The sequence below is a fragment of the Noviherbaspirillum sp. FW303-A3 genome (assembly GCF_058788695.1).
The window spans coordinates 3,039,310-3,065,500 of sequence record NZ_JBYTAZ010000001.1 but is presented as its reverse complement, the minus strand read 5'-3'; the positions used below and the strand labels follow the sequence as shown (position 1 = coordinate 3,065,500).

Annotated in this window: 23 protein-coding genes; 16 read left to right on the top strand and 7 right to left on the bottom strand. The window is 64.1% G+C overall.

What is annotated here, in order from left to right; all coding sequences use genetic code 11:
• Nucleotides 1–3 precede the first annotated feature (3 nt).
• From AC3WOY_RS14775 to ccsA, 3 genes are read left to right on the top strand one after another with little or no spacing between them, the layout of a single operon-like run.
• A complete protein-coding gene (locus AC3WOY_RS14775; RefSeq protein WP_492425044.1) occupies nt 4–945 on the top strand; it encodes a formylglycine-generating enzyme family protein in 942 nt (313 codons plus the stop codon).
• On the top strand, nt 942–1,766 hold the full coding sequence (locus AC3WOY_RS14770; RefSeq protein ID WP_492425042.1) for a hypothetical protein: 825 nt from the start codon (nt 942–944) through the stop codon (nt 1,764–1,766). The genes AC3WOY_RS14775 and AC3WOY_RS14770 overlap by 4 nt, the downstream gene beginning before the upstream one ends.
• Nucleotides 1,763–2,584: a cytochrome c biogenesis protein CcsA gene (ccsA, locus tag AC3WOY_RS14765; protein ID WP_492425040.1), complete on the top strand. Its 822-nt coding sequence runs from the start codon at nt 1,763–1,765 to the stop codon at nt 2,582–2,584. The genes AC3WOY_RS14770 and ccsA overlap by 4 nt, the downstream gene beginning before the upstream one ends.
• A 25-nt stretch (nt 2,585–2,609) precedes the next feature.
• Here the strand turns inward: ccsA and AC3WOY_RS14760 are convergent, their stop codons facing one another.
• Nucleotides 2,610–3,482, bottom strand: a complete 873-nt coding sequence (locus tag AC3WOY_RS14760; protein ID WP_492425038.1) for a hypothetical protein — start codon at nt 3,480–3,482, stop codon at nt 2,610–2,612.
• A 340-nt stretch (nt 3,483–3,822) separates the two neighbouring features.
• Here AC3WOY_RS14760 and AC3WOY_RS14755 point away from each other — a divergent pair, with 340 nt between their 5' ends.
• The 8 genes from AC3WOY_RS14755 to AC3WOY_RS14720 are packed head-to-tail and all read left to right on the top strand — an operon-like array spanning nt 3,823 to nt 14,216.
• Nucleotides 3,823–7,389, top strand: coding sequence for a beta strand repeat-containing protein (locus AC3WOY_RS14755; protein WP_492425036.1), 3,567 nt, complete (start codon nt 3,823–3,825; stop codon nt 7,387–7,389).
• 41 nt (nt 7,390–7,430) lie between these two features.
• Nucleotides 7,431–8,393: an AAA family ATPase gene (locus AC3WOY_RS14750; RefSeq protein ID WP_492425034.1), complete on the top strand. Its 963-nt coding sequence runs from the start codon at nt 7,431–7,433 to the stop codon at nt 8,391–8,393.
• Nucleotides 8,390–9,295, top strand: coding sequence for a DUF58 domain-containing protein (locus AC3WOY_RS14745; RefSeq protein WP_492425032.1), 906 nt, complete (start codon nt 8,390–8,392; stop codon nt 9,293–9,295). Before AC3WOY_RS14750 ends, AC3WOY_RS14745 begins: the two co-directional genes overlap by 4 nt.
• Nucleotides 9,292–9,750 (top strand): DUF4381 domain-containing protein, encoded by a 459-nt coding sequence (locus tag AC3WOY_RS14740; RefSeq protein WP_492425030.1) that lies wholly within the window; start codon nt 9,292–9,294, stop codon nt 9,748–9,750. The genes AC3WOY_RS14745 and AC3WOY_RS14740 overlap by 4 nt, the downstream gene beginning before the upstream one ends.
• Nucleotides 9,747–10,655: a VWA domain-containing protein gene (locus AC3WOY_RS14735; protein ID WP_492425028.1), complete on the top strand. Its 909-nt coding sequence runs from the start codon at nt 9,747–9,749 to the stop codon at nt 10,653–10,655. Before AC3WOY_RS14740 ends, AC3WOY_RS14735 begins: the two co-directional genes overlap by 4 nt.
• Complete coding sequence (locus AC3WOY_RS14730) at nt 10,652–12,052, top strand: tetratricopeptide repeat protein (RefSeq protein WP_492425026.1); 1,401 nt, start codon at nt 10,652–10,654, stop codon at nt 12,050–12,052. Before AC3WOY_RS14735 ends, AC3WOY_RS14730 begins: the two co-directional genes overlap by 4 nt.
• Complete coding sequence (locus AC3WOY_RS14725; RefSeq protein WP_492425024.1) at nt 12,046–13,233, top strand: BatD family protein; 1,188 nt, start codon at nt 12,046–12,048, stop codon at nt 13,231–13,233. Before AC3WOY_RS14730 ends, AC3WOY_RS14725 begins: the two co-directional genes overlap by 7 nt.
• A 26-nt stretch (nt 13,234–13,259) precedes the next feature.
• Nucleotides 13,260–14,216, top strand: coding sequence for a ChaN family lipoprotein (locus tag AC3WOY_RS14720; RefSeq protein WP_492425022.1), 957 nt, complete (start codon nt 13,260–13,262; stop codon nt 14,214–14,216).
• Here the strand turns inward: AC3WOY_RS14720 and AC3WOY_RS14715 are convergent.
• Entirely contained in the window at nt 14,213–15,100 is an 888-nt protein-coding gene (locus AC3WOY_RS14715; RefSeq protein WP_492425020.1) for a DMT family transporter, read from the bottom strand. The two genes, AC3WOY_RS14720 and AC3WOY_RS14715, sit on opposite strands and share 4 nt — an antisense overlap.
• 123 nt (nt 15,101–15,223) lie before the next feature.
• Here AC3WOY_RS14715 and AC3WOY_RS14710 point away from each other — a divergent pair, with 123 nt between their 5' ends.
• Nucleotides 15,224–16,000, top strand: a complete 777-nt coding sequence (locus AC3WOY_RS14710) for an alpha/beta fold hydrolase (RefSeq protein ID WP_492425018.1) — start codon at nt 15,224–15,226, stop codon at nt 15,998–16,000.
• 3 nt (nt 16,001–16,003) lie between these two features.
• Here the strand turns inward: AC3WOY_RS14710 and AC3WOY_RS14705 are convergent, their stop codons facing one another.
• The 5 genes from AC3WOY_RS14705 to AC3WOY_RS14685 form a co-directional block, all read right to left on the bottom strand.
• Nucleotides 16,004–16,663, bottom strand: a complete 660-nt coding sequence (locus tag AC3WOY_RS14705; protein WP_492425016.1) for an energy-coupling factor ABC transporter permease — start codon at nt 16,661–16,663, stop codon at nt 16,004–16,006.
• Between the two features lie 216 nt (nt 16,664–16,879).
• The gene (locus AC3WOY_RS14700; RefSeq protein ID WP_492425014.1) at nt 16,880–17,167 is read right to left on the bottom strand and encodes a PsiF family protein; all 288 of its coding nucleotides are present in this window, start codon (nt 17,165–17,167) and stop codon (nt 16,880–16,882) included.
• 123 nt (nt 17,168–17,290) lie between these two features.
• A complete protein-coding gene (locus AC3WOY_RS14695; RefSeq protein ID WP_492425012.1) occupies nt 17,291–18,967 on the bottom strand; it encodes a Tar ligand binding domain-containing protein in 1,677 nt (558 codons plus the stop codon).
• A 31-nt stretch (nt 18,968–18,998) separates the two neighbouring features.
• A complete protein-coding gene (locus tag AC3WOY_RS14690; protein ID WP_492425010.1) occupies nt 18,999–20,165 on the bottom strand; it encodes an HD-GYP domain-containing protein in 1,167 nt (388 codons plus the stop codon).
• A 115-nt stretch (nt 20,166–20,280) separates the two neighbouring features.
• Entirely contained in the window at nt 20,281–20,571 is a 291-nt protein-coding gene (locus AC3WOY_RS14685; protein WP_492425008.1) for a hypothetical protein, read from the bottom strand.
• Between AC3WOY_RS14685 and AC3WOY_RS14680 the strand changes: the two genes are divergently transcribed.
• The 4 genes from AC3WOY_RS14680 (at nt 20,558) to AC3WOY_RS14665 (ending at nt 25,951) form a co-directional block, all read left to right on the top strand.
• The gene (locus AC3WOY_RS14680; RefSeq protein WP_492425006.1) at nt 20,558–20,920 is read left to right on the top strand and encodes a hypothetical protein; all 363 of its coding nucleotides are present in this window, start codon (nt 20,558–20,560) and stop codon (nt 20,918–20,920) included. The two genes, AC3WOY_RS14685 and AC3WOY_RS14680, sit on opposite strands and share 14 nt — an antisense overlap.
• Nucleotides 20,904–23,009, top strand: a complete 2,106-nt coding sequence (locus AC3WOY_RS14675) for an HDOD domain-containing protein (RefSeq protein WP_492425004.1) — start codon at nt 20,904–20,906, stop codon at nt 23,007–23,009. Before AC3WOY_RS14680 ends, AC3WOY_RS14675 begins: the two co-directional genes overlap by 17 nt.
• Nucleotides 23,010–23,032: 23 nt before the next feature.
• Nucleotides 23,033–25,267, top strand: coding sequence for a putative bifunctional diguanylate cyclase/phosphodiesterase (locus AC3WOY_RS14670; RefSeq protein ID WP_492425002.1), 2,235 nt, complete (start codon nt 23,033–23,035; stop codon nt 25,265–25,267).
• Between the two features lie 138 nt (nt 25,268–25,405).
• A complete protein-coding gene (locus AC3WOY_RS14665; RefSeq protein WP_492425000.1) occupies nt 25,406–25,951 on the top strand; it encodes a hypothetical protein in 546 nt (181 codons plus the stop codon).
• Nucleotides 25,952–26,191 lie beyond the last annotated feature (240 nt).

Here is a 26,191-nt window from a genome sequence, read left to right as displayed (position 1 = left end):
CGGATGCGTTCATTCATACAGATGCTGCTACTGTCACTGTCGCTGGCGTTGGGCGTGCCGCATCACGCTCGCGCCGATGACTTGCCGCGCGAGGTCACCATCAACGGCGTCGAATTCATTCATATTCCCGAGGGCTGGTTCTGGTATGCGGTCGGTGGCGGATACTGGAAGGACACCACCAGGCTCAAGGTGCCGTGGTATCGCGACGTGAAGACCTGGCTCGATGGCTTCTACATTGCGAAGTATGAAGCCCGGGCGCGCGACCTGTTGCGCTTCCTCAATTCCGGCCAGGCGAAATACGCGTCGCAGTATGGACAGGGTGATCGCACCCTGTGCGCGGTACGGCAGCGTCCGAATGGCGCCTATTACCTTGCCGAACCCGAGCTCGATCTGCCCGCATCCCAATTGTCCTGGCAGCTTGCCGACGAGTTTGCGCGCTGGATGGGTTTCCGCCTGCCGACCGAGGCCGAATGGGAAAAAGCGGCGCGCGGCACGGACAAGCGCATCTGGCCTTGGGGGAATGAGCATCCTGACGACACGTTTGCGCAGTACAACACGAATTCGGATTGCCAGGGAATGCCGGTCGATTACTTCCGCAACGGCATTTCGCCGTATGGCGTCTATAACATGGCCGGGAACGCGATGGAATTTGTCGCTGACTGGTTCAATGAAGACTTCGATGTCAGCATGAAAGACGGACAACGCAATCCGCCGCTGGCCCCGTATGGGACGCTTGGCAATGGCGAGCTCGATGTTCCGGTGAAGCTGGTGAAAGGCGGCCGCTGGGGCTCGCCATCCAGCGCCGTGCACATCTACGCACGCCGGCATCACCGCCCTGACGACAGTTTCATCTGCTTTGGCGCGCGCTTTGCAGTCGATGTGGCGACGGTCCGCGCGCACCTTGCCAACGGCACCGCCACGGTCGTGTCGCAGGGACCGCGATGAGCATCGCATCATCGCCAGCACCGCGTCGTCGCCGCGATTTCCGGCCAATGGCTCTGGTCGGCGTGATTGCCGGCGTCATCGCGATCGGCTTGCTGGTGGAATTCCTTCCCGGTCGCGGCATCGATGCGTCGGCCATGCGGGCAGAGCAGCGCAGCAATACGCCGGTCGGCCTGGACAACCTCCGTGAAACGGTTGCCGAGACGAAGGAAGAAAGCATTCCCGGGGAAGAAAAACCGCAAACCACCGGCAACCGCGCTGCCGAGCGGGCCAGGGAAATCAACAACCTGCTTCGCGCCGCTGAAAAGAGCATCCGTGAAAAGCGATACGACGAGGCCATCGCGACGCTTGATCGCGCGGGTCCGCTCGACCCGGAACACGCGCCGACGTACTTGGCGATGGGCCATGCGCTTGCCGGAAAGCGCAACTATGCAGAAGCGCGGCGCTACTACGAAGCCGCAATCAACTTCGATCCTGTCTATGCCGATGCGTACTTCGCGCATGCCGCAGCGTCGGAACAGCTCGGCGATCTCGAAACGGCGCTCGGCGGCATGCGCAGCTTCCTCCATACCGTGAAGAATGCCGACCCGTACCGGCTGCAGGTGGCGCAGGCACGCTCTGCAATCTGGGAATGGGAAGCGCAACTCGGTCGCGGCCCTTGGGGGCCCACGCGCGGCATACCGCCCGGCTTTACGGCGGAAGAATTGCGCCGCGACGGCAAGGGCATGGGCACCAAGATGCCGATTCCGGGCACCGAAGACCCGGGCAGCATGAGCAAGTACGAAATCAAGACCAGCGACAAATTCAATCTCTTCAAGCCATGAACCTCCTGCAAGCCGAACTCATTTCTTTCTGGATTTCCGTCACCGGCTACGCCCTGGCGACGGTTGTCGCGCTGTATGCGCTGGTCTTCCGCAAGCAGCCCGAGCGCACCGTGCTTGGCCTGATGTTCGCCGCCTGGCTGCTGCACACGACGGCCATCGGTGTACGCTGGGTGCGCATTGGCCACCTGCCGGTCGGAAATACCTTTGAAATGCTGTCGGCGAACGTGTGGGGACTGATGGCCGCAGTGGTGATCGGTTACTGGCTTCTGCCGAGAATGCGAAATTTTGCCGCGATCGCCTTGCCGATAGTCATGCTGGTGATGGCATGGATGCTGCTGATCCCGACAGCGGAATCGTCATTGCCGCCGACCTACGATACCGTCTGGCTGTTCATCCATATAGGCTTCATCAAGCTGTTCCTCGGGGCGGCATTCGTGGCGCTGGGAATGGGCGGCGTCGTGCTGCTGCGCGCTGCGGAAATCGGCACAGGCGTATTCACCCGCATGCCGGCTGACCATGTACTCGACAGGACCGCATACCGTTGCATGGCGCTGGCGCTGATTTTCGACACATTGGGAATCGTCGCCGGCGCAATATGGGCCCAGGATGCCTGGGGCCGCTACTGGTCCTGGGACACCCTGGAAATCTGGTCGCTGCTGACCTGGTTGTCGATCGGGTTGATGCTTCACCTGCGCGCATCCTTCAGGACCGGCCCGGCAGTCAATGCGGGGATGATCTTCGCCACATGGTGCGTCGCCTTCTTCACGTTCTTTGGCATTCCGTTCGTGTCGACGGCATTGCACAAAGGGATGATCTGAGCGCCGCAATCTGCGACGCGGCCCGCTATTTCCCGGCGCCAGAGCCGGCGAAGCCGGAATCCGAGAACCCGATCAGGGCCTGCGCGGCAGTGATGTCGGTGGCGGTCACGGCGGCGGCAATCGCCGCCGTACGCGACAGGGATACCTCCGCGGTGTTGTAGTTAAGACCGTGCTGCACGGCGAAGTAGTAACCGACCGAGGTCCTGTTGTCCAGCAGGAGGGTGACGGCAGCTGTGTTCAGGTCGGACAGGCCGGAATGCGCCGCATCGAGCATCGTGAGCATCAGTGCGCCGCGAGAAATTCCGCCCTTGTCGATCCGGGTGCTCCAGCTTTCCACCGTGGCGGGCGATGGCGCCATGGCGCCGAACCGGCCGAACGCTGTCTTGTACACGGCTGTCACAAATTCGGAATTGGTCATCCCCGCGCTGTAACCGGTGATGCCGGGATTCTGCACCGCCTCGGTATACAAGGCATCGGCCAGCTGGATCTGCGTCTGCCCTGCATTCAACCTGTCCATCCACCCGGCGAGAGCGTCCGCATTCGGCACGCGCGCAAGAAAGGTCATGTACAGCTCGATCAGGTCATTGGTCCGGCCACGGCCTAGGAATGCAGATTTGTCGGCAATGTCCAGGTTGACCGACATGTCAGCGAAGCGAATGGCTTTCGCACCGGTGACGTTCGATGAAGCGCCCGTGCGGCGCTCTGTGACGGTATAACCGTTTGCGGTGCGGGCGATCGAATAGTCGCCTCGCACGCCGGCAAAGGAGGCTACGCCGGCGGCAACCGGTGTACCGGTGGATGGATTCTGCGTCGAAGCACCCGTGCTCCCACCGCCCCCGCCGCAAGCGGCAACAAGAAATCCCAAGGCGATCGCCGCCGCCAATGCATTGCGTTTCATGCAAATCCTCATTGAAATCCGTCGCGGATACCAATGCGGTGCCGCGCCACTCCCTCGGCATAGTAGGGGAGCACAGCCAATGCATTCATTGACCAGAGTCAATTTTTCCCGGATCCGCAAGGCGGCGCGCGGTGCGCGAAGGCTGCGTCTGCTGCTTTGGGAAAAATTGCTCCGGGTCAAGGATTTGTGCTTGACGTTCGGGCATTCTTGCTTCAAGAGCGGGAGGCACCCCGTGTCCGTTCGCCCGCATTCCGGCGAGGGCGCCGTCGCCCGGGAACGACAAGAAAACAGCACGATACGGCCCAAGCAACCATCATCCTGACAAGCCAGGAAAACGTCCATGCCCACCATTACCGTTGGCCAGTCCCTCACTGGCGATGTCACGACCGCGTACGCACTGCTCAACTATGACGTCGCGCTGACAGCCAACACGACCTACACGATCCGTGTCGTCGGCGCGGGCACCAGTTCGTTCACGCTCGGTGACCCGCTCATTGACGGCATCTACAACAGCACCGGCTCGACCTACATCAACGGCTTCAATAACGACGGCCTGATTTCCGGACCGAACGGACGCGATGCCATGACGACCTTCCGTCCGACGACGAGCGGCACCTACCGCATCATGGTTTCCGGCGATCTCGGCACGACGGGTACGTTTCAGATCTCCGTCACCAACAGCAACGGCGCAACGGACAACGTCACCGCAACAACGGCAACCACGGGTACGGTAAGCGTAGGCGGATCTGTCACCGGCACCATCGATACGGAGACGGATGTGGACTGGTACCGCGTCTCCCTGACCGGCGGAACCACGTATACTGTCCGCATGCGCGGTCTGGTGTCGGGCAACGGAACACTGCCCGACCCTGTCATCGCCGGCGTCTACGACAGCTCCGGCAGGTATATCACCAACACCTATGTGGACGACCTGGACACGCGCGACGCCGGCATGACCTTCGTCGCACCGTCGACCGGCAACTTCTATATTGCCGCCGATGGCTGGAGCACCTACACCGGCACCTTCTCACTTGACGTCAACGCCTCCACCACCGACGTGCCGGGAAACACCACGACCAGCGCCACGCTGGCAATCGGCAGCAGCGTCACGACCAAGATGGAGCAGCCATACGACCACGACTGGTTCGCCGTTTCGCTGACAGCCGGCGTGACGTACCAGTTTTCGCTGAACGGCACCGGCACCGACAACACGCCGGTCATCCATGGCATTTTCGATGCCGCAGGCAACTACACCGGCTCTTATGCGGCGCCGATTCTCGGCCCGTGGACTGCCTCGTCGACCACCATTTTCACGCCCACTGCCAGCGGCACCTATTACATCGACGCCTTCGCCCTCTACGAAGGCACTTATACGCTCTCCGCCGCGCAGATAGAGAATGACATCCCCACCAGCACGTCCACCGCGGCAGCTGTGGCGGTCAACGGATCGGCAACCGGCAACATCGGCGGTGCAACAGACATCGACTGGTATCGGGTAAACCTCGTGAGCGGCATGACCTACGTGATCAAGATGCAGGGAAGCCAATCCGGTGCCGGCACGCTGGAGGACCCGCTGATCGCGGGCATCTTCGACGCCGCCGGTGCCCGGGTCGCCAACACTTTCTCCGACGATAACGACGGCAACGAGGCTTCGCTGGTTTTCCGGCCAACCGCTACCGGCACGTATTACATCGCCGCGGACGGCTATGCGGGTTATACGGGCAGCTACCGCCTGAGCGTTACCGAGGTTCCCGGCGACATTGGACAGGCCATCGCGACTGCCTCCGCTGTCACGCTGAATAACCCTGTCGTGGTGACCATCGACGATGCAGCGGACGTCGACTGGTACAGCGTCTCGCTGACAGCGGGAAGCACTTACGGAATCCGGCTGCAAGGCGCGCCGACGAAGCGCGGCACGCTCTACGACCCGGTGATTACCGGCGTCTACGATAGCGTGGGCCAGTTCGTGACCGACACATTCGTCGACGATTCACGCGGCCTGCTCAATCCGGTGCTGTTCTTCACGCCCTCGACCAGCGGTACTTACTATATCTCCGCGGACGGATACGACCGCTTCACGGGTACGGCGAAACTCGCCGTGACGATCGACAACATCGGCACAACCAATGGCACGGCGGACTCGTTTACCGTAGGAACGCCGGCCGAGGGCACCATCGACAGCAATGGCGACATCGACCACTATGGCGTCAATCTGGAAGCGAGCACGACGTATTACGTCCGCATGACCGGCATCGACAGCCGAAGCGGCGACCTGGCCGACCCGCTCATCACCGCCGTCTACAATTCCGGCGGCACATCGCAGACGCTGACCACGATCAACGACCCGATCGATCCACTCTCGGTCGTTGTGGGCCGCGATTCATGGGTCAAGTTCACTACCGCTGCCGGAGGCGCGGGGACCTACTATGTCGCGGCATCGGGTGCGGGCGGCACTGACGGCACCTTCATGCTGAGCGCCGACAAGGACATCGCCGGCAGCCAGACCACGACCGCCACCATTTCCGTGCCCGGATCAGTAACGGGCATGATCGACGAAAGCACCGACACCGACTGGTATGCCGTCACGCTGAACACGAACACCAGCTATGTGGTCAAGATGCTCGGCGTGTACAGTGGCGCCGGCAGCCTTGCCGACCCCTATATCAATGGCATCCGGCTTTCGACGACGCCGACCACCATCGTCGCCGGCACGTCCGGCACGGGCGTCGACAATGCGCTCGGGCGCGACTCCGTGGCACGCATCATTCCGGCAACGGCAGGCACCTACTATATTAATGCGCAAAGCAGCAGCAACAGCTTCGGTACGTATGTGCTCTCTATCGCCACCGAAGTGGGCAACACGATTGCAACTTCGGATACGACATTGACATTGGGCGGATTCGCCAACGGCACGATCGATGATACGACCGACTCTGATTACTTCAAGATCTCGCTCGCTGCCAACACGAGTTATCTGTTCAAGATGCTGGGCGTGGAAACCGGTGCAGGTACGCTGGACGACCCGCTCATTTCCTCGATCCGAAACTCGAGCAATACTGCCGTCACGGGACTGGTGTCGAGCTCGGTCGGCATGGATTCATATGTACGCTGGATTCCCGGTGCAGCGGGAGACTACTACATTGAAGCGCAGGGCGCAGGTACGGACGCAGGCACATTCCGGATTACTGCGGAGGCAGAGATCGGCAATACGGTAGCAAGTGCCGCAACACTTGCCATTGGTGGTTCTGCCACCGGCAAGATTGACGACACTGTCGATGCCGATTACTTCAAAGTTGCGTTATCGAGCACGTCAAGCTATGTGTTCACGATGACTGGCGTGGACGGTGGCGGGGGCACGCTGCTCGATCCGGATATCCCAGGCATCATGAATTCGACAGGTGCCTCGGGAACGGCGGTAACCGGCGAAGTGTTTTCTGCTTCGGGACGGGATGTGATCGTCCGCTATGCGCCGACCGCCAACGGCGACTACTTCCTCGACGCTCGCGGCTCAGGTGGCATGGGAACATTCACGATCACGGCGCAGGCGGAAGCAGGAAGCGCCAATACCAATGCCCAGGCGCTCTCTCTCGGCACCACAATCAATGCCGCGATCGACGACGGCAGTGACACCGACCGTTATATCGTCACTCTCGCGACCAGTACCAGATACCGCATCAGCATGCTGGGTGCCGATGGCGGCAACGGCACACTGACCGACTCCCTGGTGAGCATCCGCAGCGCATCTGCCCAGCTTGCAGCGCAGGAAGGTTCCGCAGGTGCCAGCGATGCCGTCCTGATCTACACGACCCCATCCACAGGCACTACGTACTACATCGATGCCGATAACGGTGCGTCCAACCCGACGATCGTCGGCACGTACAAGCTGCTCATCGAGCTTTGGCCCTAACCTCCGTGCCCGGCCGTTGCCGGGCACAGCAAGACCAGACCATGCCTACGCACCGCCACTTCCACGACCTGCGCCATCGCCTGAACCAGGAAGTGCTGGGCCAGCCGCGCCTGGTCGACCGCCTGCTGGTCGCCCTGCTGGCCGACGGCCACCTGCTGCTCGAAGGCCCGCCCGGCCTGGCCAAGACGCGTGCCGTCAAGGTGCTTGCGGCGCTGGTTGAAGGCAGCTTCCATCGCCTGCAGTTCACCCCCGACCTGCTGCCGGCCGACCTCACCGGCACCGAGGTGTTCCGTCCGCAGGACGGCAGCTTCCATTTCGAACGCGGGCCGCTGTTCCATGAGTTCGTGCTGGCCGACGAGATCAACCGCGCACCCGCCAAGGTGCAGTCGGCGCTGCTGGAGGCGATGGCCGAACGGCAGATCACCATCGGACGCGAAACCTATCTGCTGCCGCCGCTGTTCATGGTGATGGCGACGCAGAACCCGATCGAGCACGAAGGCACCTATCCGCTGCCCGAGGCGCAGCTCGACCGATTCCTGATGCAGGTGCAGGTGGATTATCCCGATGCCGCCACGGAGCGGCATATCCTCGCCCTGGCGCGCAATGAAGCGCGCAGCAGCGGCAATGCGCGCATCGACCCGGTTGCCTCGCGCGAGGATATGTTCGCCGCGCGCCTCGCGGTGCTCGAGCTGCATCTTGCCGAAGACCTGGAAGACTATATCGTGCGCCTGACCGAAGCGACCCGCCGCCCCGACACCGTGGATGCGTCGCTGGCCGGCAGTGTGCGCTACGGAGCGAGCCCGCGCGGAACCATTGCACTCGAACGCTGCGCGCGCGCGCATGCATGGCTCATGGGACGTGATTACGTCTCTCCCGACGACATCCGCCTGGTAGCGCCCGATGTGCTGCGGCATCGTATCCTGCTGAGCTATGAAGCGCAGGCGGCCGGCATGACGGTGGACGCACTGGTCGGTACGCTGTTGCAGAAGGTGCGCGTGCCGTGAACACCGGGGATGCAGGACAGGAGGGGAGCGTCGCGCCGCTGGCGGATCTGGTGGCCCTGCGCACGAAGGTGCATGACCGGCGAGGCATCCCGCTTTCTCCCGCCGCCGGCACGCCCGGCGGCCGTTCTCCCGGCCGTCTCAACCGCGGCATGGAGTTTGCCGAATCGCGCCCTTACCGTGCGGGCGATGACGTGCGCAGCATCGACTGGCGCCAGACCGCGCGCCGCGGCGCGCCGTTTACCAAGCTGTTCCGCGAAGAACATGAGCGTCCGGTGCACCTGCTGGTCGATCTCGGCGCGAGCATGCGTTTCGGTACGCGCGTCGCGTTCAAGTCGGTGGCCGCTGCCCGCACTGCCGCCCTGCTCGCCTGGCAGGCAGCGGCGGATGGCGAGCGCGTAGGAGGCATTGTGTGCGGCTGCGGCCGCCGCGAAGTGCGTCCGCAGGCACGGCATCACGGCGCGCTCGCATTGATGCGCCATCTTGCCGAGGTATCGGCCTTGCCGCCCGACACGGGATCGTTGCTTGTCCCTGCCCTCGCCGCCGTGACACACACGGTTCGCCCCGGCGGCATCGCCATCCTTGTCAGCGACTTCCATGCGCTCGACGACGCGCTGGCGCATTCCATTGCCGCCCTGTCGTTGCGGATCGATGTCGGGCTGGTGCATGTCGTCGACGCTTTCGAGTCTTCGCCGCCGCGGGGCATTTACCGGGTGAGCGATGGCGAGCGCGGCATGACGCTCGACCTCGACAGCGATGCCGGCCGTGCCGCCTATCTTGCGCCGTTTGCGGCACGCTGCGCCTTGCTGGAAAAGCTCGCCCGGCACCCGCATGTCCGCCTGTTGACGCTTGCCACGGATGACGACCCGGCGCGCGCGCTGTGCCTGTTGTCCGGCATGCCATGAATCCGAACGCACTCGACGCCCTGCGCGATATCCATCTTCCCGCCGCTCCCGCATGGTGGGCCATGACGGAAGTGTGGGTGGCGGCCGGATGCGCAGCCGTTGCCGCGTCCTGGATCATTTACCGGAGAATCCGTTATCGCCTCCTGCGCCATGCCATGCGCGAGCTGTCGTCGCTGGAGGCGGCGCATGCGCTCGACGGGAATGCGGTGCGCCTTGCCGGCGGCCTGTCGCAACTGCTGCGCCGTCACGCCGCCGCCTGCTTTCCCCAGGCAGGCGTGGAAGGACTGAGCGGTGGCGACTGGCTCGCCTTCCTCGATGCGCATGGCGGCGGCAACGCCTTCACGCAGGGCGCGGGCGCGGTTCTGGAAAGCCTTCCCTATCGCGCATCGGGCACGGCCGACACAGACGCGCTGCTTGCGCTGGTGCGCCAATGGCTGCGGGAGAACCCGCGATGAGCTTCGCCTGGCCGTGGTTGTTCCTTGCCCTGCCGCTGCCCTGGGCGATGCGCCTGCTGTTTCCGCCGGTGGAAAGCGGGGCTGCATTGCGCATTCCCCGGCTGTCCGTTGCAGCCGTGCACGCGCCGCCGGCGCAGGCGAAAGGCTGGTTCACCGCCATCGCCTGGCTGCTGCTGGTGGCAGCCGCTGCACGCCCGCAGATGCCGGGAGACTTCATCCCCGTCCGTGGCGGATCGGGATTGGTCATCGCTTTCGATGTGTCGACAAGCATGTCGGCCATCGACCTGAAACACGGCGACAAGGCTGTCGAACGATTGCAGGCGGCGCGCGCGCTGGCCGGCGACTTCCTCACGCGGCGGGAGGGCGACCGGGCGGGGCTGGTCGTGTTCGGGGCACAGGCTTACCTGCACACGCCCCTGACCCATGACTTGCATGCGGTGCAATCCGCGCTCGACAGCGTGCAGTCCGGCCTGGCGGGGCGAGAAACGGCCCTGGGAGATGCCATCGCCTTGTCGGTAAAGTACCTGAAAGGGCTGCCTGAAAGTGCGCGGGTGCTGGTGCTGCTGACCGACGGCGCCAATACCGCCGGCACGCTCGAACCGTCGCGCGCCGCATGGCTGGCGCGGCGCGAAGGCGTGCGCATCCACGCCGTTGGCGTCGGTGCCGGCCCCGACCTGCAGGAAACCGCGCTGAGGGATATTGCCGCCCAGACCGGCGGCAGCTATGCCCGCGCCACCGACAGCCGGGCCATCGCCGCCTTCTTCGATGGTGTGGAACGCGCAGAGCCTGCCGTACGGAACAGCGACGAGCGTGTAGTGCGCGAAATGTATTCCTGGCCGCTGGCCCTCGCCTGCCTGCTGGCCGCCGGTCTTGCATGGCGCAACCGCCGCGAGGCGATGGCATGACGCTGCCGGGCCACTTGTCCTTCGCTCGGCCGGAATGGCTGCTCGCGCTGCTGCCGCTGGCGTTCGCGCTTTGGCATTGCCGCCGCTCGCCGGCGGGACCGGCGCGGTGGCGGCGCGTGGTCGATGCACATCTCCTGCCGCATGTCCTGACCGGGGAAACGGACAAGCGAAGCGGCACGGCAACGCTCGCACTGGCCGGGCTGCTCGCCGTGCTGGCCTTGGCCGGACCGCAGCTGCACGATGCCGGCGAACGCCATGCAACGCGCCGCGACAGCATGCGCGTACTGGTGGTCGACCTGTCGCCGGAAGCGGCCTCGCATCTGGAACGCATCAAGCTGAAGCTGCATGCACTGTTGAACCTGCCGCACGCAGGCGAGACGGCGCTGCTGGTGTATGCGGAAGAACCCTACCTGGTCGTTCCTCCCACCGGCGACACGGCCGTTGTTGCGCGCTTCGTCCCGGAACTCGCCGTCGACGCGATGCCCGTTTCCGGCAACCGTCCGGAGCACGCGTTGCGCATGGCAAGCGCCTTGCTCGCGCGCAGCGGCGCAGGGACGCGCGACATTGTCTGGCTCACCAGCGGCGACTGGCGCGATGCCCCGGAGGAAGCGGAACTGGCGGGCATCCGCCTTTCCGTCCTGCATGCCGGCAACGCAGACCTGCCTGTCCTGCGTAAAACAGCGGCCCGCACTGGTGGCATACTGCTCGCCATGCGCGCCGAAGACACAGACCTGACCACGCTTTCCGACACCCTGACCGCGGGCCACCGCGGTGCGGATACGGCCGGCGGCACCGCACTCGGTCCCTGGCTGCTGCTGCCCCTGCTGCCGCTGGCTGCGCTGCGCTTCCGGCGCGGCCTGCTCGCGGCGTTGCCGCTGGTCCTGTGCGCCAGCTTTCTGCCGGAATCCGCCGAAGCGGCAAGCCTTGCCGATGCAGAAGGAAAAAGATTGTTCGACACCGGCCGCTACAGCGAAGCAGCCGCACGCTTTACCGATGCCCGCTGGAAGGCTGCCGCGCACTACCGAGCCGGACGGTTCGAGGAGGCGGCGCGCCTGCTCGAAGGGAAAGAGGATCACGGCTCGCTGTACAACCGCGCCAATGCGCTGGCCAAAGCGGGACGCCTGCAGGAAGCCCTCGAAGGTTACGAAGCCGCGCTGCGCATCCGTCCGGCCGATGCCGACACCCTGCACAACCGCGACCTCGTGCGCAGCCTGCTGAACTCACCGAAAGGCGGCGGCAAGGGCGGTGGCGCATCCGGGCCGTCCGATAGCGACGCCAACCGTGTTGCCGAACAATGGTTGCGCGGCGTGCCGGACGATCCGGGCAGCCTCTTGCGGCGCAAGCTGCAGGCGGAGCATCAACGCCGCCTCGCCGGACACGCGGAGCGGCCATGGTGAAGCGCCTGCTCGCCATCCTGCTGCTCGCGGCCGTGCTGCCCGCATGGGCGGCGCAGGACCTGCTGCTTGAAGCCGAGCTCGACCTGCAGGAGGTGCACGTCCATGCGCAAGCAGTCTACCGCCTGCGCTTTCTGCACGCCGTCGATGTGCGCGACGTACAACTCACCGGCCCGCAGGTTCGCCTGGCCGACCTGCGCCGCATCGGCGAAGACAAGACCTTCGAGACGGAACGCGAAGGCCGCCGCTACCGCGCGCATGAACGCAAATACGCCGTCTTTCCCTTCGCCAGCGGCACGCTGGAACTGGCCGGCGCCTATGCCACCGGCCGCATTCCTGTCGCGACCGCATCACTGCCCCAGGGCTGGCGGCCGGTCCGCATGGATGCGCCGCCGCGCACGCTGACCGTGCTGCCCGTCGACATCCAGGCCGACGGCGCCCCCTGGCTGCCGGCCAACACGCTGTCCCTGACGGAGCAATGGACGACCGTGGAAAACGGTGTGCACCGGCGCACCCTGCGCATCGAGGCCGCCGGCGTGGAAGCCGCGCAACTGCCGGAGCTGGACGTCAAGGTCGAAGGCATGGGCGTGCTCCCCGGCCCGCCGCGCCTGCAGAACCAGTTCACCGGCGAGCGCAACATCGCGGTGCGCGAGCAGACCTTCGTCCTCATGCCGACGAAAAGCGGCCTGTTCACCGTGCCGCCGCTGCGGCTGCGCTGGTGGAACGTCGATACCGACAGCGAGCGAACAGCCGACCTGCCCGGACGCACGCTGCTTGTCGGCGAACCGGCGCCGTTGGCGGACACGACCAGCAGCGCCACCCTGACGCAGACGGCGCTGGGGCACCTGTGGGCGATCGTAGCGGCCGGCCTGGCCAGCGCACTGCTGTTTGCCGCACTGCGAAGCCGGCGCCTGCGCATGGCATGGCGGCTGCGGCAGGCATGCCGGTCGGCAGATGCGCGCGCCGTGCGCGACGGACTCCTGGAATGGGCGGCGACAGCCCTGCCCGACCCGCCGCAAAATCTCGGCGCGCTCGCCGAACGCATGCAGGACAGCGGAACGCGCGACGCCGTGCTGGCGCTGGAACGCAGCCTGTACGGCCCGCAGGGAGGAACATGGGACCGCGGCATGCTGGCGGCGCTGGTTGCCCGCGTCACGCGTGATGCGCGGCGCAAGCGGTCATAAAACACGCATTTACGAAACAAGCGGAAATGAAAACATTGAAGAACCTTGCCCGAACCCTGCTCTGCGCCATCGCAGTCGCCACGCTCTCTTCCTGCGCCCACTTTGGCAGTCCGTACGGATCGCAGCATCCGCTGGCCGGCAGGATCTGGGACGTGGCCAGTAACCGCTTCGTCGAGCCGGCCGAGGTGATCAAGCGCGCTGCCGAATCGAAGTTCGTCCTGCTGGGCGAGATCCACGACAACGAGGAGCATCACCGCATCCAGGCCATGATCCTCGACGCGCTGGTCAAGAACGGACGCAAGCCCGCGCTGGTCATGGAACAGTTCGACGTCGAACAGCAGAAACAGGTAAACGGCATCGTCCAAGGCAACGGCTCGCGCGCGGAAAAGCTGCGCGAACTGTCGAAGCTGATGCGCCAGGGCTGGAACTGGCCGCTCTACCAGCGCCTGGTGTCGTCGGCGCTGCAGCAGAAGCTGCCGCTGGTGGCCGCCAACATGTCGCGCGAGGCGGTGCGCGAAGTGGCGCGCAACGGCTACGAGGTGCTGGGCACCGGCGAGGAATCGCGACTGGCCCTCGATACGACGTGGACACCCGAGCGCGACCGCCAGCTGGCACAGGAAATTGCCAGCGGCCATTGCGGCAAGGTGGCCGACCACATGGTACAGATCATCACCAAATCGCAGCGGGTGCGTGATGCCGTCATGGCGGACAAGATACTGATGGCCCGAAGGGGGGGCGCGGTCGGCATCGTCGGGCGCGGCCATGCGCGCGATGACCTCGGCGTACCGCTCTATCTCGCCGCGCGTGCGCCGGAAGAAAGCGTGCTGTCGGTAGGCATGGTCGAGGTCTACGAACCGGTCGACCCCAATGCCTATGCCTACAGTTCCGTCGGGCAGCACCACGACTACCTGTGGTTCACCCCACGCCCGGCCCGCAACAGCAATCCCTGCGACAGCATTCCGGCACCGAAGGCGGAGGGCTAGTTCCGCCTTGAAACCAGCGCCACACCGACGCAGGTGACGATGATCCCGGCCACGCTCAGCGCGGTCGGCACCACCGAGAACATCGCCCATTCGAGGAACACCGCGACGATGGGCGTCAGGAACATCAGGCTGGTCACCTTGGCCGCATGCCCGCGCCGCATCAGCAGGTGCAGCGCGTTCACCGCGAAGATCGACGCAAAGATCACGAGAAACACGATGGCCGCCGCCATCTGCCAGCTCCACCGCACCGCGAATCCTTCCACCACCCACGCCGCCGGTGCCAGCACGCACAGCGACAGCACGAACTGGATGAAGGACGAGCTGCGCAGGTCGGCCGAGCGGCAGAAGGCGCGCTGGTAAAGCGTGCCGGTCGTCATCGCGGCCAGCGAGACGGCGGCGGCGGCAAGACTGGCCAGCGTGACCGCCTTCACATCCACCTTGTGCCACACCACCAGCGCGACGCCGGCGAGCCCGAGCGCGACGCCTGCCCACTGCGCGGCCACAAGACGTTCGCCCGTCATGCGGTGCGCGAAGATGGCCGTGAACAACGGCTGCGTTGCGAGCAGCAACGCCGTGATGCCGGCGGACATGCCAAGGTACTGCGCGTAGTGGCTGCCGCCCAGTGTGAGCGCATGCATCAGCAGGCCGGCCACGCAGACATGGAACAATTCCTGCCTGTCCGCAGGCCATGCAGGGCGCGCAATCAGCAGCCACGGGACAAGGCACAGCACGCCGAAGACGTAGCGCAATGCGAGAAATGTGAATGGTGGCGCATACTGCATTCCCACCTTGCTGGCGAGATAGCCCGATCCCCAGACGAGCACGAAGAACCATGCGAGCATCGCATCGGTACGGTTGCCGGGCGGGTGTGCGAGTGGCGTCATCGGAATGCGCGAAATCGGATGCGCCTGAGTGTACCGGCAATCGTGCAGACTTGCCGGTGCCCAGCAAAACCGGGACCGAACTGCAATAATCGCTATTCACATTCCGCAAAGCAGACATCGCCCATGCAATTCACAAGCATCCCCTGGAAAGGCGGCACCGCTGCAATCGAATACTGCTGGATCGGTACGGAACGATCGTCCCATCCCACCGTCGTCTTCCTGCACGAGGGCTTGGGGTCGATCTCGATGTGGCGCGATTTCCCGCAATACTTCTGCAAGGAGCACGGTTTCCGCGGCCTGGTGTTTTCACGCACCGGTTACGGCCAGTCCACACCGCGTCCGCTCGATGCGCACCTGCAGCCGGACTACCTGCATGAACAGGCCCGGGAAGCCCTGCCTGCGCTGCTGTCGGCGCTCGGTGTGGAGAAGCCATGGCTGTTCGGGCATAGCGATGGCGGATCCATCGCGCTGCTGTATGCCGCGCGTTTTCCGGAACAAGTCAACGGCGTGGTGGTGATGGCGCCGCACATTTTCGTGGAAGACATCACGATCGACGGCATCCGCCAGGCCAGGGAAGCCTTTGCGCAGACCGACCTGAAGGCACGCCTTGCCCGCCATCACAAGGATCCGGAGTCGGTCTTCCGCGGATGGAACGACGCCTGGCTGGCCCCCGCCTTCCGCGCATGGAACATCGAGGCGGAACTGCCGAAGATCACCTGCCCGGTGCTGGCGATGCAGGGCGAAGGCGACGAGTATGGGACGCTGGAACAGATTTATGGCATCGCGCGCCAAGCGCCGAACGCCATCGCCCTGCCGATTGCGGACTGCGGGCATTCGCCGCACCGCGACCAGCCGGAAGCGGTCAGCCGCGCCGCGGGCAAATTCATCAAGGGAAAATGAAGCCTACTTGCCGCGCAGGTAGACGTTGTCGTCGAAGGTCAGCACCCATTCCGGCCGGTAAACCGTGAACATGGTGAGCAGGAAGCCGGTCAGGAAGGACTCGCCCCAGGACAGCAGGAGCATGTAGGCGAGGATGTCGGCGGGAACTGGCGCGACCGTCATCATCGCGTAGTACATCCCGAGCGACAGCATGTTGAGGATGGCAAGCATCGCCATCGTGCCGAAGAAACCGTTCCCCAGCAGGTAGACGAACATGTGCCGCGGCAGGAAACGCTCGGTGGCGCGCATCAGCGCCTCGCCGCAATAGGCCGGCAGGATCGCGAGCAGGATGATGTTCAGGCCGAGGTTGATCCACACGCCATTGAAGGCGATGGTGTACATCACGACGGAAAGGGCGGCACCCGCCATCGCCAGCCTGCGGCCGAACATCAGCACGAAAATGGGCAGGCCGACCATGTGGAGAACGGGGCCGCCTGAAAGCGGCACGCTGAAACGCCAGACCATCGGCAAGAGGATGATGGCGCAGCACCAGGCGGAAAACGCGCCGGGCGCGGCCAGTCTCGGCCAGTCGGCGATCCGGACATTGCGATACAGGGTGGCGAAAGCGCCTATCGCGGCAACGAGCGCGACGGCATACGGAAGTGTTTCGTTGAAGATACCCATCGCTTCATTATAGAAAGTGATTTCCGGAATGCCAGTGTTCTCCGGAGAACACGATCATTGATGCGAGAAGCGTGCCGGGCGGCGGCGCAGTGTTCCGGCCGGGGACAGGCAGGATGGTCCCCCTGGGGATAGGCGAAGAGGGGAAGCGACGCTGCCTTCCTTACGCATCCGTGCAATTTCTACACGGATGCGGGGAAGTCTGGATATGCGGAGGGATCAGCCCTTCTTCAGGCACTCGCTCATGAACTTCTTGCGCTCATCGCCCTTCTTGTCCTTGGCTTCGGCGTTGCAGGTCTTCATCTTTTCCTGCTGCGCCTTCTGGGCTTCACTGACCTTCGGCTTGTTGCTCAGGCACTCCTTCATGAAGGCCTTGCGTTCATCGCCTTTCTTGTCAGCGGCTTCCTTGTTGCAGGTTGCCATCTTGTTCTGCTGTTCGGTGGCGGCGTGGGCGGGGGTGAAGGCGAAGGGGACTGCGAGCATCAGGGCAGCTGCGAGCTTTTTCATGTTTTCTCCTTGTTTGCCAGGGGTTGTCGGGTGTTGCCTTGGTGATTACAGCATATTTCTCGTGTGTTGTAGTTGTTCTCTTCGGTGAATCCTTGCGGTTGGCTCTCCGAAGAAAAAACCACATCAATCAAAGTACTTGACCAGCTTATCCAACTCCTGCGCCGTCTTCTCCAGTCTCTGCGAAGCCGCCCAGGCTCCCTGCACCTCCCCGCGATTCTCGACAATCAGCATCGCTACCTGATTCATCTGCCCCACCGTATCCCCCATCGAAAACGCCTCGATCCGCACGGCAGCCGCGAGCTCCTGCGCCATCTTCGCCATCTCCCCGCCTTCCGCCGCAGCGGCGTCGCCATCCGCAACAACGCCGCCGGCCTGCTCCACCAGCTCCATCATCCGCTCCGCATTCTCGGCCAGCCGTCCCAGGCCTTCCGCCGACAAGCTCGCCGCGTCAACCGTCTGGTACACGCGATCGTGCTGCTCCTCGGAATGCTGCGAAAGATTCATCATCGTGGTATTCAGCCGCTGGCACTGCTCGCGGATCGACCCGGACGACACGCGGATCTCGTCCATCATCACCTTGAGATGCAGCTGCATGATGGCCACGCCGGTCATCACGCGTCCCGGTTCGCCGTACCCGGTCGTATCGGCTTCGCCCGACAGATTCCCCTCGGCGATGCGCTCAAGCGCAACGACGGCGGATTGCAGCGGCACTACAGTGGCACGGAAGAAATACACGCCGGCAAACAGCACGATCAGACAGCCCGCCGTAATGCCGACCACCGCGACCGCAATGATCAGTTCATTGCGCTCCTCCACCGCCTGGAAATTTCCCTTGGCCTTGGCCGACAGAAAATCCAGTAGTCCGGCCGCGCTCTTGTTCGCGTTGTCGTACAGGGGATTGATGCGCTCGTCCATCACCATCCCGGCGGTGACGAAATCGCCCTGCTCCAGCGCCAGCCTGGCCGGGGTCAGCCCGGATTCAACATAACGATTGCGCGCCGCCCAGTAGCGATCGGCCAGCGCGCGCTCCTGCTCGCCGCGCGGCAGCTTGATGTAATCGGCCCACAGGACATCGATCTCGCGCCGGTTCCGTTCCAGCGCCTCCATATGGGCACGCACGCGGCCTGATGCTGCGGCCTCATCGCGCAGGGACAGCGCGACCTGCGCCCGGTTGTCCGCCATCAGGAAATTGATGCGCCCGATTGCCTGCACCGGCACCATCTCCTCGTGGTACAGCCCGCTCATGGCCTTGCTGGACAGGGTCAGGCCGGTGATGCCGAGGATGCCGCCGGCGATCATCATGAGCGTCACGAAGACGATGCCCAGCGCCGCTCCGTTGCGCACCGTCATGAAACGCCGCCAACCGCCGCCGCTCTGGCGCGGCACCTGCCCGGTGCGGGCCGCTTCCGCGTACAGCGATTCCGCCATGGCGATGTCTTCGCGCGACGCGGCAGTGCGCACGGACATGTAGCCGATGGTCTCGCCGTTCTTGCGCACGGGGACCACGTGCGCGTCGACCCAGTAGTGGTCGCCGTCCTTGCAGCGGTTCTTCACCACGCCGCGCCACGGCAGTCCTTTCTTGAGCGTATCCCACATGTCCTCGAAGACAATCGGCGGCACGTCGGGATGGCGCACGATGTTGTGGCTGCTGCCGAGCAGTTCGTCGCGCGAAAATCCGCTCTGGGCGACGAAGTTGTCGTTGGCGAAGGTGATGATGCCCTTGGTGTCCGTGCGCGATACCAGCCGTATGCCTTCCTGGACGGTTTTTTCCTGGCCGGTGACGGGTAAGTTCTTTTTCATGACACGCCTCGCGTCGTAAAAGTCTGCATAGCTATTTCATCCACAGGCGCTTGATCGTCACCGCCGCCGAGCGGCATTCGGTGAAGGGGACCATGCCCATGATTTCGTAATTCGGGTTCGCCGCTTCGCGCCGGACCGGCTCCAGCATCGGCATGCCGCGCTGGTCGTACACCGTGTACACCACCGCATCGGCCGGCTTGTGCGTGCAGTGCTTGATGACGGCGACCTCACCGCTTTTGAGCTTGACGATGGAGCCGGGCGGGAAGATGCCGATCTCGCGGATCATGGCCTGGATCAGGCTGCCGTCCAGGCTCACGTCCTTCTGCAAGTAAATGTCGCGCAGTGCGTTCTGCGACGAGTATTCCTTTGCGCGGTACGGGCGCGGCTTGGTCATCGCGCTGTAGGTATCGGCGATCGCCAGGATCCGTCCGCCGAGGGTGATGCCGTCGGATTGCCGCTTGCGCGGATAGCCGTTGCCGTCCAGCCGTTCGTGGTGCTGCTCGACAGCGTCCAGCCAGACGCCATCGGCGACGCCGGCGCTGCGCAGGATGTCGGCGCCCGCCACGGGATGTTCGGATACGGCGCGCTTGAGCGACTCCGACAGGGCGCCATTGGCCTGGTCGAGTTCCGCCTGCACGTTGAACAGGCCGATGTCGCGGGTGAGCGCGGCGCACACCACCGGCAGGCGCGCTTCCTCCTCCAGTCCGGCGCGGCGCGCGGTCACCTCGGCCAGCACCGCTCCCATGACCTGGTGGACGATGAGATAGGAATTGGCATGATCGAGGTGCGGCGCAGCCAGCGAACTGTCGGTGTCCGTCTTGCACAATGCCTGGATGCGCGCGGCAAGCTGCCGGACGCGCACGCCGAGGTCGATCTGGTCCGGCGTCTTCAAGGCCGTGGCGAAGGTGTGCTTGAGGTTGAGGATCAGGCTGCCGACCTGGTCGAAGACCGGCATGGCTTCGCCCTGGGCGCGCAGGGGCGGTGTCGAACGCGGTGGCGCGGCGGCGCGCTCCGAAGCGGCCAGCCCGTCGGTGCCCATCACTGCCTTGCGCAGGATGATGCGGTCGACCTGTTCCTGCATGGTGATGATGATGCCCTTGCGCAGCAGCAGGCGGCCTTCCTGGTCATAGACCGAGAAAGCCAGCGGTTCGCCGAGCTTGATGTCGGCAGGGGTGATCTGGCGCTGCGAGGGAAACATGGGTGGCGAACGATGATCGGTCCGCGTTCCATGATAAGGCAACCGGCGTTGTCAATCAGCAACGACTTTGGGGTAAAACTTGCTTTGGCGCATGGATTTGCGATTTAGACAGGGTTCAGACCTGCTCGACCACCGAACAAAGACCTGTGTCGTCCCTGCGGTAACCCAGCCTGGCCTGCGCGAACCACTCGTCCTGGGGTGTGATGTCCATGCGTTCGCTCACCGCGAGCAGCGCCCATCCGCGACGGCCTGCCGCCGCCGGCGCGCTCACGTCGTAGCAGAGGAGAATCGTCTTGCCCACATAGTCGTGCCCGAAGGCATGCGGCTCCACCCTGCGCTCGCCTTGCTCGGCCCGGATGGCCAGGACGCGCCTGTCTCGAATGGCGGATACGATGACCTTGCTCATGGAAATTGATATCAGGATGGCAAAACCTTGTCATTTCAACCTTGTTTTCCGCCGCCTGCAAGCCATAGATATGGGAAAAATGCCCTCTCCCGCTCCAAGCGAGTGCAAATACGACGAATTCGTCGCAAATCCGCATCCCTGCTGGCTTTCCGATAATCAACATCTATCCATAAGGAAACGTTTTGATGCTAATATGGCCAGAAATTTTGCTGACATTCTCGGTTTTGGGAGGTTCAAGCACCATGGCACATTACGTATCCAGTATGGTTCCGGCCCACCCGTTCTGCCATGGCGGCGCGCGAGCGCCGTTGCATGCCTGACGCCGCCCGGGAATGCACTCCCTCGCTGACAGCACGATCCTCGACCGCATGGCAAGCGTGCGCATGCCGGCCATGCCGCAAGTCCTGTTGCAGCTCATGGAGATGTGCCGCGACGACAATGCCGGCATTCCTGCGCTCGCCGCCCTGATCTCGCGCGACGCCGGCATGACAAGCCGCATCCTCACGGTCGCCGGCAGCTCCGCCTTCCGGCGCGCGCGCGTCGCGCCCAGCCTAGAACAAGCCCTGATGACCATCGGCCTCAACATGGTCAAGACCCTGCTCATCAGCGAAGCCGTGTTCCAGATCTTCGGCGGCTTCTCGCTGCGCAGGACGGTCGATCTGCGCGGCTTCTGGATACATTCCCTGAGCGCCGCGATCACGTCCAGGGAGATCGCCAAGCGCATCGGCTACCCGCGGCTCGAAGAAGCCTATCTCGCCGGCCTGCTGCACGACGTCGGCCGGCTGGCGCTGCTGTCGGCGGAGCCCGAGCAATATGCGCCGCATTTCCATGCCCCGGACAACGCCGCGCTGTGCGTCCGCGAAAAGGAACTCCTGCTGCTGAACCATGCGGAGGCCGGCGGCTGGATCGCGCAGCAGTGGCGCCTCGACTCCTTCATCGCCGACAGCATCCGCTTCCACCATGAACCGGAAACGCGCCTGCATCGCACCCACCCGCTGATCCGCACCGTCAACCTCGCGAACCAGCTGACGCCCGGCCTGCGCGCGGACGCCGCCGGCGTGACGGCCGCCGCGCAGCTGTGCGGGCTTGGCACGGACGATGTGGAGCAGCTCTGCACGACTGCCGGGGAAGAGATCCGGAAGATCGCCGAATACCTCGGCATCGACATGGCGACCGTCGGCGAGACGTGGACCGCGCCGGCCCCGACGCCCGAGGATGACGCACGGGAAAAGCTCGCCAGCCATGTCAGCGACCTCGTCTTCGGCGCCAGCCTGGAAGGCTGTTTCGATGCAGGGGAAGATGACAATGCGATAGCGGCAATCGCGCGCGCGGCATGCATGCTGTTCGGCTTCGACGACGCAGTCGTGCTGATGCATAGCCAGGCAGATGATGCACTGACGGGCCACGTCGGCGCGGAATCCGGCGACGCTGCAATGGCGCTCAGCATTCCCCTGCAGGCGGGAGGAATGCTGCCCACCGCATTCGCGACCGGCAAGGTGGCGTACCAGGACCGCGATGGCCCTGCTCCCACCGTGTTCGACGAGCAGTTGCAGCGCATCCTGGAGGGCGGATGCCTGATCGCCATCCCGCTCTCCGACGGCGCGGCCTGCCAAGGCGTGCTTGTGGCATCGACCGGTGAAAGCCGCCTGCCGTCCCTGCGCGCGCGTGACGCCATGCTGATGGCATTCGGCACGCAAGCCGGCAAGTCGCTGGGAACAGCAACCAGCGGCGGTGCACCGCTGCCCGCAGGCGAAGACCAGGGCACGGTGTTCCGCTCGCTGGCGCATGAAGTCAACACGCCCTTGTCGATCATCCGCAACTATCTCAGCGTGCTCGACCGCAAGGTGTCGAAAAAGGAATCCGTCGCGAGCGAGATCGCGATCATTCACGAAGAGATCGACCGCGTCACCGCACTGATCAACAATGTCGCCGATCCCCGCGTCCCGGCGCCGGATGGGCAAGCCGACCTGGGCGCCGCCATCCGCGATGTGGTGACCCTGCTGCGCGAAGCCGAATTCGTCCCGCCGACGGTCAACATCGCGCTGCAGGCGCTGGACACGGCGGCGCTGGAAGTCCCGGGCGACAAGGGAATGCTCAAGCAGATCTTCCTCAACCTGGTCAAGAATGCCGTCGAGGCCCTGCCCGGCGGCGGCCAGATCGATATCGTCTGCAAGGGATTCACGCGTCAGGATAACAAGCTGTACCTCGCCGTTGCCGTGAACGACAACGGCCCCGGCCTGCCCGCCGACGTCCTCGCCCGGCTCTACACGCCGGTCAGGTCGACCAAGGGCGGCAACCATCGCGGACTCGGCCTGAGCATCGTCCATGGCCTGGTCAAGAAGCTGGGCGGACACATGTACTGCCACAGCGGCAAGAATGGCACCACCTTCGAACTGCTGTTCCCGTACTCGGCGCCCTCAGGGTCGAGCCCGCCCTAGGCCCCCATACCGTGCAGACCAACATGGCCCTTCTTTCGACACGCGATTCCGCCGCAATGGCGACGGTACTAGCCAAGGCTAACCACATTGCCGCCGAGAAGCGGCCGCGCCCGAAGATCGTGCTGGTCGACGACGATGCGCGAATGGTGCGCAGCATCCACGACCTGCTCGCGGACCAGGATTACGAACTGACGATGCTCGTGTCGGCACGCGAAGCCGTCGAGCATCTCGCCACCCAACGTCCCGACCTGGTGCTGCTCGACCTGCGCATGCCCGAACTGGACGGCCATCAACTGATGGACATCATTGCGTCGCGCAATTTCGATGTCGGTGTCGTCGTCATCAGCGGCGAGCGCGACATCGATGCCGCCATCGGCGCGGTCAAGCGCGGCGTGTACGGTTACCTGCGCAAGCCGTTCCACCCGGAAGACCTGCTGACGACCGTGGCGCAGGCGCTGCACCGGAAAACCCTCGAAGCGGAAAAGCGCCAGATCCAGTACCAGCTCGAATGTTCCGAGCGCCTGTACCGCTACCTGGTCGACACCCTGCCGGACATCATCTACACCATCGACCTCGAAGGCCGCTTCACCTACATCAACGACCGCGCGGAGCAGTTGCTCGGCTTCACGCGCGAGGAGCTGGTCGGCAAGCATTACTCCACCATCGTGCACGAGGACGACCTCGAACGCGCGCGCTACGTGTTCCAGGAACGCCGCGTCGGCGACCGCGCGTCGCGCAACGTGGAACTGCGGCTCAAGTCGCGCAATGCGCTGATGGAGGAACGCTATTTCGACAACACCCTGCTGACGATTTCCTTCAACGCCACCGCCCTGTACTCGGTGAGCGAGGACAAGAGCCGGCGCGAACTGTTCGGCACCTATGGCGTCGCGCGCGACATCACCGAACTGAAGCGGGCCGAGCAGCGCATTTCCTACCAGGCGTTCTACGACGTCCTGACCGACTTGCCGAACCGCGTCCTGTTCAAGGACCGCCTCGACCTGGCGATCATCCACGCCAAGCGCAACAGCACCAAGATCGCGGTGATGTTCGTCGACCTCGACGGCTTCAAGCCCATCAACGACACGCTCGGCCACCTGAAGGGCGACCAGCTGCTGCGCGAAGTGGCGCAGCGCATGCGCCTGAACCTGCGGCGCGGCGACACGCTGGCGCGGGTGGGCGGCGACGAGTTCACCGTCCTGCTGCCGGACCTGCGCAACCCGAAGGATGCGGCGGCCATCGCGCGCAAGTTCCTGTGGTCCCTGAAGCAGCCCTTCCAGCTCGACAACCAGCTCGTGCACATCTCGGCCAGCATCGGCATCGCCATCTATCCGGACGACGGCACGACCATGGAAGACTTGGTGCGCCACGCCGATATCGCGATGTACCAGATGAAGACGGAGGGCAAGAACAATTTCCGTTTCTACGACGCGTCGATGGAGATTGCGGCCAACCAGAAAGTTGCACTTGCCCAGTCCCTGCGGCAAGCCATCGACCGCGGCGAGCTGGAGATGTACTACCAGCCGCAAGTCGATGCGGGCAGCGGCCGCATCGTCGCCGCCGAGGCCCTGATGCGCTGGAACCATCCCGAGCGCGGCACACTGTCGGCGGGCGAGTTCCTGCCGTTCGCTGAAGAAAACGGCCTGATGCTGACGCTGACCGACTGGATGATCCGCGCGGTATGCAACCAGTTGCGCATCTGGAACGATACCGGCCTCGGCGTCGACCGGGTATCGATCAACCTGTCGCCGCAATGCCTGGACCGCGGGGATATCGCGCGCAAGCTGCTGCGCTGGGTTGCTGCGGCGGGCATTTCGCCGGCACAGCTGGAAATCGAAATCACCGAAAGCGTCTGCATCCGCAATCCGCAACAGGCGCTCAGCCAGTTGCAGAAGATGGCCAACGCAGGCATAGGGATCGCGGTAGATGACTTCGGCACCGGCTACTCGTCGCTCGCCTATCTGCAACAATTCCCGGTCAAGACATTGAAAATCGACCGCTCCTTCGTCAAGGATATCCAGCACCAGAACGGACATTACCCGGTCGTGCTGGCCGTGATCTCGATCGCGGCCAGCATCGGCGTCAATGTCATTGCCGAAGGCGTGGAAACCGAAGGGCAATCCCTCTATCTGGCCAATGCGGGCTGCACCACGATGCAGGGACATCTTTTCTACAAGCCCTTGCCCGCCGCCCAGTTCTACGAGCAGTTCCAGCAATCCCGCCTGCGCAGCGCATCGAACGATGCAACATGGGCGCCCTGATACTCCCTAAAACCCGGCCTATTAGCGCCCGGTTGAGCTTTCGCAATAGCGATTCCTAGCAATCCCTTAGGTTTTCCGGAAACGCATGCGCGTCTGCGCATGTCCAACCCAGGCGACTTTGAAACCAGGAGAATTGCGTTGACACCGAACCTCACATCCGCACGACAGGCCATCCAGGCAGAACTCTCCCACGCCCGGCAAGGTGCCGCTTTTTACACGGCGCGCGTCGAAGCACTGGAAACTGCGTTAACCCAACTGGAAAGCGTGGACACCGACGACATGGCGCTCCTCGACACGGACGAGGACACTTCAGCCAGGACGGTCACGAAAAAGCGGGCCGGAAAACGCGGCCGCCCCGCGCGCAAGGCGGCATCCGGCACCACGACGCGCGCCAGAAGGAGCAAGAAGGCAGCCGCCAAGGGCGACCAGGCCGAACTCCCCACCACCGGCACCGACTTCTGGCTGGAACTGGTGACCGATGAGCCGAAGTCCGCCGTCGACATCGCCAACGCCGCAGCCGCACATCTCGGCCTGGATGCTGAACAGAAAACCCAGATCCAGAAGCTCAAGCAGCGCGTCGCGCCAGCGCTGGCCACACTGGTGGCGACCCAGAAGATCCAGCATGCGGGTGCCGGCCGGCAACGCCGCTACTTCCGGGACAATGCCCGGAAAACCTCCGAATAATCGCTCCGGCGGCATCGCCCGCCCTTCCAGACCGGTGCGCCCCGACAGCGGGGCGCATTCCTCCCTTCGCACTGCCATAGCCATGCGCAGGCGGCTATCTGCATCCGACTGTCTCATTTTCGACTGTCGGTTTTCTTTACACTTTTAGCTCAAAACATCAATTACCCTGCCTCAAGCCATTGTTTTGTAACGATTGGTAACAATTGGCTCGTTTCTTGCTTTGAAGCATGTTTCCCCGAG

Bases quoted from the DNA above. Each gene is read 5' to 3' on its own strand.
- AC3WOY_RS14685 (WP_492425008.1), bottom strand. From the start codon at position 20,571: ATGAGCAAGGTCATCGTATCCGCCATTCGAGACAGGCGCGTCCTGGCC.
- AC3WOY_RS14680 (WP_492425006.1), top strand. From the start codon at position 20,558: ATGACCTTGCTCATGGAAATTGATATCAGGATGGCAAAACCTTGTCAT.
- AC3WOY_RS14705 (WP_492425016.1), bottom strand. From the start codon at position 16,663: ATGGGTATCTTCAACGAAACACTTCCGTATGCCGTCGCGCTCGTTGCC.
- AC3WOY_RS14710 (WP_492425018.1), top strand. From the start codon at position 15,224: ATGCAATTCACAAGCATCCCCTGGAAAGGCGGCACCGCTGCAATCGAA.
- AC3WOY_RS14750 (WP_492425034.1), top strand. From the start codon at position 7,431: ATGCCTACGCACCGCCACTTCCACGACCTGCGCCATCGCCTGAACCAG.
- AC3WOY_RS14730 (WP_492425026.1), top strand. From the start codon at position 10,652: ATGACGCTGCCGGGCCACTTGTCCTTCGCTCGGCCGGAATGGCTGCTC.
- AC3WOY_RS14690 (WP_492425010.1), bottom strand. From the start codon at position 20,165: ATGTTTCCCTCGCAGCGCCAGATCACCCCTGCCGACATCAAGCTCGGC.
- AC3WOY_RS14695 (WP_492425012.1), bottom strand. From the start codon at position 18,967: ATGAAAAAGAACTTACCCGTCACCGGCCAGGAAAAAACCGTCCAGGAA.
- AC3WOY_RS14775 (WP_492425044.1), top strand. From the start codon at position 4: ATGCGTTCATTCATACAGATGCTGCTACTGTCACTGTCGCTGGCGTTG.
- AC3WOY_RS14760 (WP_492425038.1), bottom strand. From the start codon at position 3,482: ATGAAACGCAATGCATTGGCGGCGGCGATCGCCTTGGGATTTCTTGTT.
- AC3WOY_RS14700 (WP_492425014.1), bottom strand. From the start codon at position 17,167: ATGAAAAAGCTCGCAGCTGCCCTGATGCTCGCAGTCCCCTTCGCCTTC.
- AC3WOY_RS14720 (WP_492425022.1), top strand. From the start codon at position 13,260: ATGAAAACATTGAAGAACCTTGCCCGAACCCTGCTCTGCGCCATCGCA.
- AC3WOY_RS14735 (WP_492425028.1), top strand. From the start codon at position 9,747: ATGAGCTTCGCCTGGCCGTGGTTGTTCCTTGCCCTGCCGCTGCCCTGG.
- AC3WOY_RS14675 (WP_492425004.1), top strand. From the start codon at position 20,904: ATGCACTCCCTCGCTGACAGCACGATCCTCGACCGCATGGCAAGCGTG.
- AC3WOY_RS14725 (WP_492425024.1), top strand. From the start codon at position 12,046: ATGGTGAAGCGCCTGCTCGCCATCCTGCTGCTCGCGGCCGTGCTGCCC.
- AC3WOY_RS14670 (WP_492425002.1), top strand. From the start codon at position 23,033: ATGGCCCTTCTTTCGACACGCGATTCCGCCGCAATGGCGACGGTACTA.
- AC3WOY_RS14755 (WP_492425036.1), top strand. From the start codon at position 3,823: ATGCCCACCATTACCGTTGGCCAGTCCCTCACTGGCGATGTCACGACC.
- AC3WOY_RS14740 (WP_492425030.1), top strand. From the start codon at position 9,292: ATGAATCCGAACGCACTCGACGCCCTGCGCGATATCCATCTTCCCGCC.
- ccsA (WP_492425040.1), top strand. From the start codon at position 1,763: ATGAACCTCCTGCAAGCCGAACTCATTTCTTTCTGGATTTCCGTCACC.
- AC3WOY_RS14715 (WP_492425020.1), bottom strand. From the start codon at position 15,100: ATGACGCCACTCGCACACCCGCCCGGCAACCGTACCGATGCGATGCTC.
- AC3WOY_RS14770 (WP_492425042.1), top strand. From the start codon at position 942: ATGAGCATCGCATCATCGCCAGCACCGCGTCGTCGCCGCGATTTCCGG.